The 13,577-nt window shown below is 28.5% G+C and carries 15 protein-coding genes, 1 tRNA gene and 2 pseudogenes; 12 read left to right on the top strand and 6 right to left on the bottom strand.

Translation table 11 applies throughout. From position 1 onward, the window contains the following. Positions 1-83 precede the first annotated feature (83 nt). From DJ007_RS02020 to fabG, 4 genes are all read right to left on the bottom strand, one after another. Positions 84-160, bottom strand: a tRNA-Cys gene (locus DJ007_RS02020). A 68-nt stretch (positions 161-228) separates the two neighbouring features. Further along, positions 229-675 carry a flagellar export protein FliJ gene (gene fliJ, locus DJ007_RS02025; RefSeq protein ID WP_129408108.1) on the bottom strand — a complete coding sequence of 149 codons (447 nt, stop codon included), beginning with the start codon at positions 673-675 and terminating at the stop codon, positions 229-231. Positions 676-687: 12 nt separating this feature from the next. Next, positions 688-3,270 (bottom strand): sigma 54-interacting transcriptional regulator, encoded by a 2,583-nt coding sequence (locus DJ007_RS16790; protein WP_165973953.1) that lies wholly within the window; start codon positions 3,268-3,270, stop codon positions 688-690. Further along, entirely contained in the window at positions 3,270-4,019 is a 750-nt protein-coding gene (gene fabG / locus DJ007_RS02040) for a 3-oxoacyl-[acyl-carrier-protein] reductase (RefSeq protein ID WP_129408109.1), read from the bottom strand. Before fabG ends, DJ007_RS16790 begins: the two co-directional genes overlap by 1 nt. 138 nt (positions 4,020-4,157) lie before the next feature. Between fabG and DJ007_RS02045 the strand changes: the two genes are divergently transcribed. The 11 genes and pseudogenes from DJ007_RS02045 (at position 4,158) to DJ007_RS02065 (ending at position 10,350) form a co-directional block, all read left to right on the top strand. Further along, positions 4,158-5,894, top strand: coding sequence for a RelA/SpoT family protein (locus DJ007_RS02045; protein ID WP_240739158.1), 1,737 nt, complete (start codon positions 4,158-4,160; stop codon positions 5,892-5,894). Positions 5,895-5,911: 17 nt separating this feature from the next. Then, positions 5,912-5,998 (top strand): annotated as a pseudogene (locus tag DJ007_RS20995) (hypothetical protein); the annotation flags it as partial. A gap of 12 nt (positions 5,999-6,010) precedes the next feature. Then, complete coding sequence (locus DJ007_RS16795; RefSeq protein ID WP_240739159.1) at positions 6,011-6,151, top strand: hypothetical protein; 141 nt, start codon at positions 6,011-6,013, stop codon at positions 6,149-6,151. A gap of 2 nt (positions 6,152-6,153) precedes the next feature. After that, positions 6,154-6,309, top strand: a complete 156-nt coding sequence (locus tag DJ007_RS16800) for an ACT domain-containing protein (RefSeq protein ID WP_240739160.1) — start codon at positions 6,154-6,156, stop codon at positions 6,307-6,309. 1 nt (position 6,310) lies between these two features. Next, positions 6,311-6,763: a D-aminoacyl-tRNA deacylase gene (dtd, locus tag DJ007_RS02050; protein WP_129408110.1), complete on the top strand. Its 453-nt coding sequence runs from the start codon at positions 6,311-6,313 to the stop codon at positions 6,761-6,763. 19 nt (positions 6,764-6,782) lie between these two features. After that, positions 6,783-6,989: a hypothetical protein gene (locus DJ007_RS02055; protein ID WP_129408111.1), complete on the top strand. Its 207-nt coding sequence runs from the start codon at positions 6,783-6,785 to the stop codon at positions 6,987-6,989. After that, positions 6,986-7,443, top strand: a pseudogene (locus DJ007_RS16805) (PIN domain-containing protein); the annotation flags it as partial. The gene DJ007_RS02055 and the pseudogene DJ007_RS16805, both read left to right, overlap by 4 nt. Then, entirely contained in the window at positions 7,432-7,680 is a 249-nt protein-coding gene (locus tag DJ007_RS16810) for a 5'-3' exonuclease H3TH domain-containing protein (protein ID WP_240739214.1), read from the top strand. The pseudogene DJ007_RS16805 and the gene DJ007_RS16810, both read left to right, overlap by 12 nt. 61 nt (positions 7,681-7,741) lie before the next feature. Continuing rightward, positions 7,742-7,963 (top strand): hypothetical protein, encoded by a 222-nt coding sequence (locus DJ007_RS15280; RefSeq protein ID WP_206076021.1) that lies wholly within the window; start codon positions 7,742-7,744, stop codon positions 7,961-7,963. Positions 7,964-8,003: 40 nt separating this feature from the next. Next, entirely contained in the window at positions 8,004-9,662 is a 1,659-nt protein-coding gene (polA, locus tag DJ007_RS15285) for a DNA polymerase I (RefSeq protein ID WP_240739215.1), read from the top strand. 10 nt (positions 9,663-9,672) lie between these two features. Further along, positions 9,673-10,350, top strand: coding sequence for a hypothetical protein (locus tag DJ007_RS02065; RefSeq protein ID WP_129408112.1), 678 nt, complete (start codon positions 9,673-9,675; stop codon positions 10,348-10,350). Between the two features lie 36 nt (positions 10,351-10,386). On the opposite strand, the gene rbsK is transcribed toward DJ007_RS02065, so the two are convergent. Next, positions 10,387-11,304 carry a ribokinase gene (rbsK, locus tag DJ007_RS02070; RefSeq protein WP_129408113.1) on the bottom strand — a complete coding sequence of 306 codons (918 nt, stop codon included), beginning with the start codon at positions 11,302-11,304 and terminating at the stop codon, positions 10,387-10,389. Between the two features lie 11 nt (positions 11,305-11,315). After that, entirely contained in the window at positions 11,316-12,377 is a 1,062-nt protein-coding gene (locus DJ007_RS02075; protein WP_129408114.1) for a hypothetical protein, read from the bottom strand. 208 nt (positions 12,378-12,585) lie between these two features. Between DJ007_RS02075 and argF the strand changes: the two genes are divergently transcribed. Further along, the gene (argF, locus tag DJ007_RS02080) at positions 12,586-13,566 is read left to right on the top strand and encodes an ornithine carbamoyltransferase (protein ID WP_129408115.1); all 981 of its coding nucleotides are present in this window, start codon (positions 12,586-12,588) and stop codon (positions 13,564-13,566) included. The last annotated feature ends 11 nt before the right edge of the window (positions 13,567-13,577 follow it).

Genomic DNA, 13,577 nt, shown 5'->3' on the forward strand with positions numbered 1-13,577 from the left:
TATAAAACAAAATCCCCGAATTAACGGGGATTTGCAGACCGATATTCATTTCGAATATGGCAACACATTATAGTGCTCAGTAATGGAGGCAACGGTGGGATTTGAACCCACGAATAGCGATTTTGCAGACCGCCGCCTTAGGCCCCTTGGCTACGTTGCCTTAACCGTGATTATTATACCATAATTATTATTAAGGTATATAGAAGAAAATATAAAATTTGTTTAAATTTATTCCTTTTTTCTATAAAACATTTGTATTCCTATTTCATCCAAATTTCTGTTTTCTTCTCTTTGAAATTCTATTTTATATTCTTCAAATTTTCTTTCTTTTAATTTTTCTAATATGATTCTTTCCTTACGTGCTTCTAAATATTTTTTTCTTTTTTCCTCCTCAATAGCCATCTTTTCTCTATAAATCTCACCTAATCTTATTTTTTCCTTTTCTAAAGATTCCAAATAAGATCTCCACTGTTGTATTTCTTGAATAGATACCAGATTATTAGAAATCTGATATATAAAATTCTTATTTTCTGTTTTTATTTTATTATTAATATCAACAAGATTCTGCTCCGCTCTTATCCTTTCAGCAGTAGCTTCTAAAAATATTCTTTTTGCATCTTCTTCCAGACGTTCCTTCAAATTTTTTAATCTTTCGAGATTAAAATGAAATCTCATATAATCACCATTTTATTTTAATCCTAATTTTTCAAGCTTATAATATAAATTTCTTACTGTTAACCCCAATTTTCTTGCTGCTGCCGTTTTATTCCCCTGACATGTTTTTAATGTTTCTATTATAATATATTTTTCATATTCATCCAATAATTCTTTAAGCGTTCCATTTAATTCATTTTTTCCCTTATCCATAGCTTTTAAATCTGGTAAATGCATTGATGTAATAATAGTATCAGATTGACTCATATTCATTAAAGCTCTATCTAATACATTTTCCAGTTCTCTTATATTTCCCGGCCAATCATAATCTTCCAATATTTTTATAGCATCTTCTGAAAAATCATATACTACCTTTTCATGTTTTTGATTCAATATATGTAATACCTGTTTTGCCATCTTTGGTATATCTTCTTTTCTTTCACGCAAAGCTGGAACTTCTATTGTTACAACCGACATTTTATAGTACAAATTTCTTGAAAATTTACCTATAGACATTAATTCTTTTAAATTTTCTGGCGTAGCAAAAATTATTTTTCCAGATAATGTTATTTTTTTATTTTTATAATATACTTTTCCTTCATTTAAAAGCTCTAACATCAATTCCTGAATCTTTGGACTCATTAAATGAGCATTATCTATAAACAATGTTCCATTCTCTATCATAGATAATAAATTTTCCTTGTTTTCAAATAAATTCTCTAGTTGCTTCTTTTCATCTTGAAGCAATAAATTAGTTGAAATAAATGGATAATTTCTTCTTTTACTATAATTATGAATAGCCTGAGCCAATATTTCTTTTCCAACACCAGGTTCTCCATATAATAAAATATTTACATTTGTATTAGCTGCTTTTTTGGCTTGAAATATAACATTTTTCATTATTTCAGATTCAGCTACAATATCTTCAAATGTATATTTAGCTTCATCCTTTTTCAAAAGCCTTTTTGTTGCTTCAAGCTCCCTGAGCAATCTCTCAATTTCAGAAATATCGTGAATAACACCTACACTACCTTTAAATTCACCTTTAACAAATATTGGATTTACATTAATTAATACCTCTTTTTTATTTGTAGATAATTTTGTTTTTACATTTAATATTGGTTTTTTCTCTCTTGCACATCTAATATGCATACTTTCATGACCTTCTGCAATATCATATGTTGCTAATTTACCTATTACTTCCTTAGGTGTAAGACCTGTTACTTTGGTATACGCCTTGTTCACCATAACGATTCTTCCTTCTTCATCAGCCACAGATATTGCATCATATGTTGAATCAATTATCGCCCTTAAAAGAGAATCTAATTCTCTTAAATTAGTTACTTCTTCCGCTAACTTTTGTATACTTGTCACATCTCTAAAAATAGCTGCTGCTCCAATTATTTCATCATTTTCATCCCTTATAGGAAATCTTGAAGTAACAATTATTTTCTTCCCCAGATTTTGAATTCTATCTAATTCTGGTATTCCGGTTTTTAAAACAATATGCAATCTAGTATCTGTTACTGTATCTGTAACTTTAGTATATAACGCTTTCTCTTTTGGAATATTTAGTATTTTAGATGCTGAATTATTTAAAAATATAATATCTTCATTTGAATCAATTAACATAACAGCTTCCTGAATATCATCAAGAATCCTCATAATCATTTCTTCATTACTCACTTTAATCCCCTCTAATAATTTATGTTCTTGGACCCAGCCATTTAAATCTAATTCTAACATAGTTTCAATAACTCTTTCATATTCACTTTTCTTTAAAATCCTATTTATTTCAGGATATTCTTTTGTTTTATACACTGGAACATATTGATCCATAAGACTTATAAGAATGTTTTTATCAAGTTTTGAAATAAACTTCAAAGCATCTTTTGCCTCGTCAATATTATTAGGTAATACTAAAATTCTTATAATTAACCCTCTTTTCATTACATTATTCTCAAAAATATATTCCCCACCCATTTGCTTATACATCTCTTTAACTGCTTTTTGAGCATATTTCCAATAATCTGGAGTTTTAGAATATCTACTTGCCGCATATTCTGTTGTATATCTTATATCAGCTAAATATATATCAACCACTCCATCTAATAGTTTTAATATTTCGATGTTTTCATATGAGGATGTATTCCATACAATAGGTATTTTTAATCCCTTTTCAACAGCTAAAATCAAAGCATCAAAAATAAATGGTAAATAAGGTGTTGCTGTTACTAAATCTATATTTTGCACTTTCTTTTCATTTTGCAACCACAAAAATTTATTTGCTAATTCTTCAACTGAAAATTCTTTGCCAAAACCCTTTTGAGAAAAATTAAAATTTTGACAATAAACACACTTCATTACACAATTGCTAAAAAATACCCCACCAGCTCCCGTATTTCCTACTAATGGCGGTTCTTCTCCTTTGTACAAAACAAATTCCGAAATTCTAATTTCATCTCCAACTCTACAAACTCCTAATTTTTCATGTCTATTTACCTTACATTTTTTCGGACATAAATCACACGAATTTAGTTTTTCATATAACAAATCACGCCTTTTATGTAATTCACCAGTTTCGTATAGCTTTATATATGCTGGAATATATGACATTACAACGAAAGACCTCCATCTATTCTTATTACCTGGCCTGTAACATAAGATGAATCATCAGAAGCCAAAAATAATACTACTTTAGCAACTTCTTCTGCAGAACCTAAACGTTTTAAAAGTATTCTTTGTAATGCCGCTTCTTTAAATTCTTCGCTTAAATTTTTTGTCATATCTGTTTCTATAAATCCTGGTGCTACAGCATTAACTCTTATTTGTTCACCTTTCATCGTTAATTCCTTAGCCCATGTTTTTGTCATTCCTATAACTCCAGCTTTACTTGCTGAATAATTTGTCTGCCCAATATTTCCGTCCAGACCAACTACACTTGAAATATTAATAATCGAACCCTGTTTCTGTTTCCTCATAATTTTCGCTACAGCTTTTGTAACCAAAAATACGCCTTTTAGGTTCACATTTATAACAAAATCAAACTCTTCTTCTTTCATCAGCAATAACAGCGTATCTTTTGTAACTCCTGCATTATTAACAAGCACATCTATCCTTTTAAATTCCTTAAATATTTCCTTTACTGTATTGTTTATCTCTTCACTTCTTGAAACATCCACTTTATAACCTTTAAACTTACCTTTATTTAAAACATTTAATTCATTCTCGACTTCTTTTAATGCTTCAATATTTCTTGCAAAACCTAAAACTATTGCTCCTTCTTCAACAAATTTTTTACTAATTTCTTTCCCAATACCTCTATTTGCGCCAGTAACTATACATATTTTATCTTTTAATTTCATACCTTTCCCTCCCAACAATTTTTGTATAATTATATCATTCAATTCTTATAATTGAGCTTATAATACAAGTATATTATATCATAAATTTTTATTAGTATCATCTTTTGTGATATAATTGAAATGAAGGGAAGTGACCAAATGGAGTTAGAATTTATAGAATATGCTAATGAAATAGAAAATATTTTAGAAAGAAAATTGGAAGACTCCGAAAAAGAATTATTAAAAAAGGCATACTTTCTAGCAAAAGAGGCACATAATGGTCAAATGCGTGCGTCTGGAGAACCTTTTTTTGAACACCCAAAAGCTGTTTCAAAAATATTAGCCAAATTAAAAATGGATATTGAAAGTATTGTATCAGCTTTATTACATGATGTTGTTGAAGACTGCGATGTCCCCATAGAAAAAATCACCAGGGAATTCGGACCTGAAATTTCACGTATAGTTGATGGCGTTACTAAAATTAGCAACTTAAAACTTAATGAAAAGCTAAACAAAGTTGATATGAAATCTTTAGAAAAAATAGAAACAATACGTAAAATGCTACTTGCAATGTCAAATGATATCAGAGTTATTATAGTTAAACTCTCTGATAGATTACATAATATGCGAACATTGCAATATGTTCCCCATAAAAAGCAAATAATAAAGTCCCAGGAAACGCTTAAAATATATGCTCCAATTGCACATAGATTGGGTATTCATAAAATGAAAGCAGAATTAGAAGACTTATCCTTTAAATACTTATACCCAGAAGCATATGAAGATTTAAAAAGGAAATTAGAGGAAAGAGTCTTAAATGTTCACAATAGGATGGAAGAATACAAAAAAATAATTTCAGAACAATTAGAAAAACATAATATAAAAGCTACTCTTCAAGGCAGAACAAAACATTTATATAGCATATGGGAAAAAATGCTAAGAAAAAATAAAAGTTTTGATGAAATTTACGATTTCATTGCGCTTAGAGTTATAACAGAATCTCCAACTGCCTGTTATGCTGCAATGGGTGTTGTTCATTCTGTTTGGAGGCCTGTTCCGGGAAGAATCAAAGATTACATTGCTGTTCCTAAATCAAATGGTTATAGATCTATTCATACTACTGTAATTACTAATAAAGGTGAAACATTAGAAATACAGATTAGAGATTGGGAAATGCATGAAGAAAGCGAATATGGTTTAGCTGCACATTGGGCTTACAAACAGGGAGTCGATGCAAAAAAATTATATTTTGTAAAGAGATTAATGGACTTACATAAAGAAATTGCACAATCAGCTTTTAATTTAAATGATATAGAAGAGGAGCTAAAAGCGCATGAAGTTTTCGTTTTCACGCCAAAGGGAGAAATAATTCATTTATCTTATGGAGCTACTCCTATTGATTTTGCGTATGCAATACATACAAATGTTGGTAATCATTTTGCAGGAGCTAAAGTAAACGGAAAAATAGTTCCTATAAGTTATGAGCTCCAGAATGGTGATGTTGTTGAAATAATTGTTAATAGAAATACCTCTGGCCCAAGTATAGATTGGCTAAAATATGCTAAATCCTCCAGAACAAAACATAAAATAAAAAGATATTACAGATTAAAAAATGAGAAAAATCTTGAAGAAAAAGGTAGAGACAAATTAAGAGAAGTTGCAAAAGAATTAAATATGTCTATAGATAATCTAATACATGAAATAAAAGATAATCAAACTTTCTGTGAAAAAAACAAGATAAAAAATGAGGAAGAATTATATATAAGGCTGGGTTTTGGTGATGTCAATCCAAAAGAAATTTACAAACTTTTCGAAAAAAAGAAGAACCTAAAGGTTTTGAAGAAAAATTCCAATCTCAAAAAATTACCTATAAAAGAAAAGGAATTGGGGTTATAGTAGATGGGCAGGAAGGTATCGATGTTTATTTCGCAAAATGTTGTAATCCTGTTTTAGGTGATGACATCGTTGGTATTGTTAGCAGAAGAGGAATTGGAATACACAGAAAAAATTGTATGAATATTAAAGAAGTTCCTATATCAAGAATCGTCAAAGTATCCTGGGTAACTGAAGATATTGAAAATTCTAAGTTTGTCACACATTTACTTATTGAAATGGAAAATAAAACTATTTTAAATGAAATAAGAAAAAAATAAAAATGGAAAAAGCCAATATTGAAATGTATGAAACTTCACGGAAAATTGATAGGATTGATTTAAAAATGCGATTATCTGTTAGAGATGTTCAACATTTAATGAGAGTGTTATCTTCAATAAAAAACATAAAAGGAGTTTATAGTGTAAGGAGGAGTTAAGTTGAGAGCAGTTGTTCAAAGAGTATTAGAAGCTCATGTCGATGTAGAAAAGAATACCGTTGGAAAAATTGGTAAAGGAATTTTAGTATTATTGGGTGTAGGTCATAATGACACAGAAAAAGATATTGAATGGTTGGCAGATAAAATCCTTAATTTAAGAATTTTTGAAGATGAAAATGACAAAATGAATTTATCTTTATTAGATATTAAAGGTGAAATATTGGTTGTTTCTCAATTTACATTGTATGGTGATTGTAGAAAAGGAAGAAGGCCTTCATATTCAAATGCTGCTAAACCTGAAAAAGGAAATGAATATTATGAAAAATTTGTCAATTATATAAAAGAAAAGTATAATATTAACGTTGAAACTGGTGTTTTTCAGGCAGATATGAAAGTTCATCTTATTAATGATGGTCCAGTAACTTTATTATTAGATTCAGAAAAAACTTTTTAAAAAATTTGGAGGTGTTAATATGAAAGAAGTAGAAGTAACAGTATTTGTATATTCCGAACATCCATTTGATGCTCATATCAGTGCAGAAGGAACAAAATATGGAATTACTCCACAAAATATACATAAATTATATAGAGGTGAGGAAAAACCCGCAAAAGGTGTAGTTATAAAATTTAAAATGCCTGATGGCACAAAAATATATGTAAGAGCTGAGGGTAATATATGAGAAATTTGTATCTAATTGATGGTAGTGGAGTTGCTTACAGAGCTTTTTTTGCTCTCGATCAAAATCTTAAAACTACATCAGGTATTCCTACAAACGCCATTTACGGTGTTACTAAAATGATTTTAAAAATATTAGAAAAGTATGTTTTAAAAGATGAAGATGCAATAATTTTTGTAATGGATAAAAAAACAGTTACTTATAGACATAAATTATTAGAGAGTTATAAGGCCAATAGACCTGAAACCCAAAAATATTCAAGGATCAAATACCATATATTTTGGAGATAGTGAATGCATTGGGAATAAAAACAATTGCAGAAGAAGGTTATGAAGCAGATGATGTTATTGCCACACTATCTTTAAAAGGCCAGGAAAATTTCAATCAGATTTATATTTTATCTTCTGATAAGGATTTAATGCAATTAGTAAATGATAAAATAAAAATGTTAAGAATAGGACGTGGAATCACCGATATCAGAGAATATGATATAAAAAAAGTCTATGAAAAATATGGTTTTGGTCCAGAAAAAATTCAGGATTTTCTTGCATTAACTGGAGATGCTGTTGATAATATTCCTGGAGTAAAAGGAATTGGCGAAAAAACTGCCACTAAATTGATAAAAGAATTCGGTTCTTTAGAGGAAATATACAAAAATGTACGAAATACCACAAAATCCATACAAAAAAATTAATCGAAGGAAAAGAAATGGCATTTTTAAGCAAAAAACTGGTTCAACTTGTTACTGATGTTCCTTGGATATAAATTGGGAAGAATATATATATAGAGGATTTGACGAATCACTCGAAGAATTGCTTAATGAATTTGAGTTTAAATCAATAATAAGAGAATTGGGTTTCAAAGAACAAAAAAAGGTATTAAAAATTAATACGTTACCAGATATAGATGATTTATCTTCAAAAGGAACATATGAATTATTAAAACCAAAAGATTTAGAAAAATTTTCGATATTTTAAAAAACAGGATATTATTTCTTTTGATTTAGAAACAACTTCTATAGATCCTTATCAAGCTGAAATACTGGGTATCGCCTTATCATTTGAACCTAAAACGGGATATTATATAGATATTTCCAAAGAACCTCAAGAAAATAAAATTAAGATGTTAAGAGAATTATGGGAAATTTTAAAAGACAAAAATTTGGTAGGCCAAAACTTAAAATATGACCTTTCTGTAATGAAAGTAAACGGTTTTGAATTAAAGGTTCCATATTTTGATACAATGATTGCAGCATATCTTATTTCTCCTGATTCAAGGCGTTTTAATATGGATGATCTGGCAAAAAAATATTTAAACTATGAAACCATAAAATATAATGATGTAGTTAATGAAACTTTATTTGCTAATACACTTAAAGATGTTGATTCTGAAAAAGTTGCTGAATATTCCGGTGAAGATGCTGATATCACTTTGAGGTTATATCATGTTTTGCGTCCAAAAATATATGAATTTGAATTAGAAAAAGTAATGTTTGAAGTCGAAAATCCTTTAATACCGGTTTTGGTTAAAATGGAATTAAACGGAGTCTACTTTGATATTCCATATTTAAAAGAATTAGAAAAAGAATACACTCAAATCACCAATAACATATTAGAAGAAATTAAAAATATTGCTGGATACGAAATAAATCCAAATTCTCCAAAGCAAATCAGGGAATTATTATTTGAAAAACTCGGATTAAAACCTAAGAAAAAAACAAAAGGTGGGCAATATTCGACGAATGCTCAGGTTCTTGAAGAAATGAAAAATGATCATCCTATTATACAAAAAATATTGGATTATAGAAAATACCAGAAATTATTATCCACCTATATACAGTCAATACCAAAATTAGTTAACAAAAAAACTAGAAGGGTTCATACCTCTTTCAATCAAACTGGAGCAGCAACTGGAAGGTTAAGCAGTAGTGAACCAAACCTTCAAAATTTACCTATCAGAGAAGCCGAAGGTGAAAAGATACGTAAAGCTGTTAAAGCTGAAAAAAATGGGTATGTTCTTTTAAGTGCTGATTACTCACAAATAGAATTAAGGGTATTAGCTCATATGAGTAAAGACCCTGTATTAATAGAATCTTTTAAAAATGATTTAGATATCCATACGATAACTGCTTCGAAACTTTTTGATGTCCCGGAAAATCAGGTAGACCATAAAATGAGACAAATTGGAAAAATGATTAATTTTTCTATTATCTATGGTGTTTCTTCATACGGACTATCAGAAAGAACAGGGGTTTCCATTAATGATGCAGGCATATTTATAAAAAAATATTTTGAACTTTATAAAAATGTTGAAAAATATCAACAACAAATATTATTAGATTTAGAAAAAAATGGATATGTTGAAACATTATTTGGGCGAAAAAGATTTTTAAATAATCTAAGATTAAATAAAAATGATTTAAAGAGGATGGCCATAAATACTCCTATTCAAGGAACAGCATCTGATATCATGAAAATAGCAATGATAAAATTAAATGAAAAATTACCAGATTATGCTAAAATGATTCTTCAAGTTCATGACGAAATTGTATTAGAATTACCCCAAGATAAAGTTAATGAAATTTCTCAAATCGTAAAAGAAACTATGGAAAATGCTGTTGCCCTGGATGTTCCACTTAAAGTTGATATTAACGTATCTGAAAGGTGGACAAAGTGAGGCGATTTTTATGAAAAAAGTTTTTTTAAGTTTATTTTTATTATTATATGTTGCTTATTTTGGATATACGAGTTTTAACTTTAGTTTTATTTTCACTTTTGGTAGTACTCAAACTACTTATAGTCAGTACGTTAAAATACATTATATTGATGACTCTCAGATATCAACAATAACATTTAATTTTAAAAAATATCCACAAACCATAATTATAGGTAACGAAGAATATACTGTCTTTTCAAAAGAACAAAAATTTATTACTGGATCTGGAAAACTCAATATAATTTATAACAACAAAAAATACGAATTTTTATTGGAAAATGAAAAATTAGAACTTGGATTAGATCATGAGATTTTTCCCTATGTAAAAATTTTATATTACACAAAAAATATTTCTCCAAATAATGATTGGTATAATGATAATCTAAAAATTACATTATATTCAAATACATATGGATTCATTGAATTATTTGATAAGAAAAAAACTATTTCTCCAGGAAAAAACGAAATATATTATCCTGTTGATTTATCTGATGGTCCTTATACAAAAAAACTAATTATATATAATAGCGCAGGAAAATATGAAAAGGATTTAACCTTTAAAGTGGATAGAAGCAAAAAAACAATTACAAAATATGTTGTCTTATCTATTTTAGGATTATTTTTAGGATTCATACTATTCAATTTGTGAAGGGGTTGCGGAATACTAAAATAGGGCCACATGGCCCTATTTGTTTTTGGTTAAAAATTTCTCAACTTCTTCTCGAGTGGGAATGGAAGATTGTGCTCCTTTTTTTGTTACAGAAATACCTGCGGCGGCTGATGCAAATTGTATAGCTTCTTTTATATTTTTATTTTCTTCCAAAGCAACAGCTAAAGCACCATTAAAGACATCTCCAGCTGCAGTAGTATCAATAACATTTTGGATTTTAAATACCGGTATTTTTAAAATCAAATTCCTGTTATATAGTATAATATCTTTTTCTCCTTGCTTTAATATAATATTTTTTATTCCTAAATTGAAGAAGTTTCTTAATATTTTTTTCAGATCTTTCTGTGGGTCTAAATCAAAAAACTTCTTTGATAAATATTTAAATTCTTCCTCATTGGGCGTAAAGTAATCGACATATTCAAAAATTTCTTTTTCGATATTTTGAGCAGGAGCAGGATCAAAAATTATCACTTTCTTCTTTGACTTTAAAGCTTTTGCAATATGTAAGGATGTCTCAAAAGGAATTTCATTTTGTAATAAAAAATACTTATATTCCTTTAATATATCAAGTTTACTCTCTACTATTTCAGGTGTAATAAATCCATTTGCTCCTTCATAAATTATTATTCTATTACATCCATTTTTCGTTACTTCAATATATGCTCTTCCTGTAGGTAAGTCCGTATAAATATAACCTTTAATATTTAACCTATCAAAATTACTTGCTAATTTCTTTCCAAAATCATCATTTCCCAACGCTGTAAAAAAATACACATCGTCTTTTGACAACTTTGCCGCTGTTACTGCTTGATTCGCTCCCTTCCCTCCAGGAAAATATTCAAGAGATATAGCTTTTTGTGTTTCACCAGGATTTGTAAATTTTTCCACTGTTAAAACGATATCAATATTTGAACTGCCTACTACTCCTATCATTTTTTAACCCCCTAATTATTTATATACTTAATCAATTTCTGATATAACATATCTAAATATATAACCGAATATAGTATTGAGCCTCTTATTGTGACCAAATCCCAATCTGAAAAATACGTTTCTTCATTTCTGTTATTCCCCAAATAAAAATAAGAAATAAGATCAAAATTTCTTTCTCCTTTATCACCATCACCAATATTATTATTTGTAGAAGATATATAAAGAAAGTCAGAATCTATTAATATATGCGTAAGTCCAAAAGATAATGCGTATATATTATCTCCATCTAATTCTGCTCTAAATGATCCTGGAAAAAATCTTGATTCTTGCATTATAATTGCTAAAACTAATTCAACTGGTATATGTTTAAGAATAACTTTTTCTGGATATAACTCTGAACCTGTATAATGCAATCTATTCAATTCGATATTTGAATGAGTATATGCATAAGCAACATCTACCAAAAATTCAGAATATTTTTTTATATCAATATCAGATAAACTCTTATCTGGATAATAATAATCAAACCATTTCCTAAAAGTCGAAGAAGAATTATAATATTCTTTTATTTTATTATATACCCTCTCTACCAAAAATTCTCTTTTTTCATAAGAATTTATTATATTAGGATTTAATTTTAAAAAATCTTCTGCTGATTGAGTTGGTATTTTTTTATCGTAATAATTAATCAAAAATACACTTGAAGAATTATCTTTAAAATTATTTTCTGTAATATTTTTAATATAATTTTTTATTATTGGATCATAATGAGGATCATCTGATAAACTTTTAGATTTTGTAGTGTTATATATTTCCCCAGTAAAATATTTATAAAAGAGCAAAACGTTATCATCATAGGTATAGGAAGATAAATTAGCAGTCGCTTCTAAACTTTCAAAAGAAGAGCCACCTCCCTTATTATATCCAGTAGCAATTAATCTTATTAATTCTTCTTTTTGCTCTTGAGTTAAATCTGAAAAATTTGTATCCTCAATATATTCTGGAGTTTTTATACATGCTGAAACAATCAAAATAATGCTTGTAAGCATAATATAAAAAAATAACTTTTTCATTTTTATCATCTCCTTTTTATTTATTATAACATAAATATGCATATCCAAGCATACTCAATTATACTTACGCATACTTATAATAAAAAGGAATAATCATGAAATTTTCTTCATACTCGCTATTTTTTCAAAAATTTTTCATTTTGAGAAATGACAAACAAAATGTATAATAAACATAGTTAGTTCAAATAATTCAAAGGAGGAGATTAATATGCCTGTTAATTTAAAAGGAAGAAGTTTATTATCTTTAAAAGACTATACTCCAGAAGAAATAAAATATTTATTAGATTTAGCTTTTGATTTAAAATCAAAGAAAAGAGCAGGTATTAGAACAGAAACATTAAAAGGTAAAAATATAGTTTTAATTTTCGATAAAACTTCCACAAGAACAAGAACTGCTTTTGAAGTCGCTGCTTTAGATGAAGGAGCACACGTTACTTTCTTAACCAACAGTCAAATGGGTAAAAAAGAATCCATTGAAGATACAGCTAAAGTTTTAGGAAGAATGTACGATGGAATTGAATACAGAGGTTTCAAACAAAAAGTTGTTGAAGATTTAGCAAAATATTCTGGTGTTCCTGTATGGAACGGCTTAACAGATGAAGCACATCCAACACAGGGATTGGCTGATGTTATGACAATGATGGAATTTATCCATAAACCATTAAATCAAATGAAAGTTGCATTTATAGGCGATACAAGAAACAACGTTGCTAATACTTTAATGAGAATCTCTGCTAAATTAGGAATGCATTATGTAGCAGTTGGTCCTGAGTCATTAAAACCATCAGATGAAATGATGAACGAGGCTTTAGAAACCGCTAAAGAAACAGGAGCTATAATTGAGTATACATCTAATTTAGATGGTGTTAAAGGAGCCGATGTTATTTATACAGATGTATGGGTATCAATGGGTGAAGAAGATAAAATGCCTGAAAGAGTAGAATTATTAACTCCATATAGAGTTGATATGGACTTGATTAAAAGAACTGAAAATCCAAATGTTATTTTCTTACATTGTCTCCCTTCATTCCATGACTTTGAAACAATTGTAGCAAAAGAGGCTAAAGAAAGAGGCTTAGACATTAGAGAAGTTACAGATGAAGTATTTAGAAGTAGACATTCGAAAGTATTTGATCAGGCAGAAAATAGAATGCATACGATAAAGGCTATTATGGTAGCTACACTATAAAATCTGACAGG

It is taken from the genome of Marinitoga lauensis, from assembly GCF_004135675.1.
Taxonomy (GTDB): Bacteria; Thermotogota; Thermotogae; order Petrotogales; family Petrotogaceae; genus Marinitoga; species Marinitoga lauensis.

Coding starts and splice junctions, on each gene's coding strand:
- DJ007_RS16800 (WP_240739160.1), top strand. CDS start 6,154: ATGGAAAAAGCCAATATTGAAATGTATGAAACTTCACGGAAAATTGAT.
- DJ007_RS02075 (WP_129408114.1), bottom strand. CDS start 12,377: ATGAAAAAGTTATTTTTTTATATTATGCTTACAAGCATTATTTTGATT.
- fabG (WP_129408109.1), bottom strand. CDS start 4,019: ATGAAATTAAAAGATAAAATATGTATAGTTACTGGCGCAAATAGAGGT.
- DJ007_RS16810 (WP_240739214.1), top strand. CDS start 7,432: ATGTTAAGAATAGGACGTGGAATCACCGATATCAGAGAATATGATATA.
- DJ007_RS16795 (WP_240739159.1), top strand. CDS start 6,011: ATGAATATTAAAGAAGTTCCTATATCAAGAATCGTCAAAGTATCCTGG.
- rbsK (WP_129408113.1), bottom strand. CDS start 11,304: ATGATAGGAGTAGTAGGCAGTTCAAATATTGATATCGTTTTAACAGTG.
- argF (WP_129408115.1), top strand. CDS start 12,586: ATGCCTGTTAATTTAAAAGGAAGAAGTTTATTATCTTTAAAAGACTAT.
- DJ007_RS02065 (WP_129408112.1), top strand. CDS start 9,673: ATGAAAAAAGTTTTTTTAAGTTTATTTTTATTATTATATGTTGCTTAT.
- DJ007_RS16790 (WP_165973953.1), bottom strand. CDS start 3,270: ATGTCATATATTCCAGCATATATAAAGCTATACGAAACTGGTGAATTA.
- fliJ (WP_129408108.1), bottom strand. CDS start 675: ATGAGATTTCATTTTAATCTCGAAAGATTAAAAAATTTGAAGGAACGT.
- DJ007_RS02045 (WP_240739158.1), top strand. CDS start 4,158: ATGGAGTTAGAATTTATAGAATATGCTAATGAAATAGAAAATATTTTA.
- DJ007_RS02055 (WP_129408111.1), top strand. CDS start 6,783: ATGAAAGAAGTAGAAGTAACAGTATTTGTATATTCCGAACATCCATTT.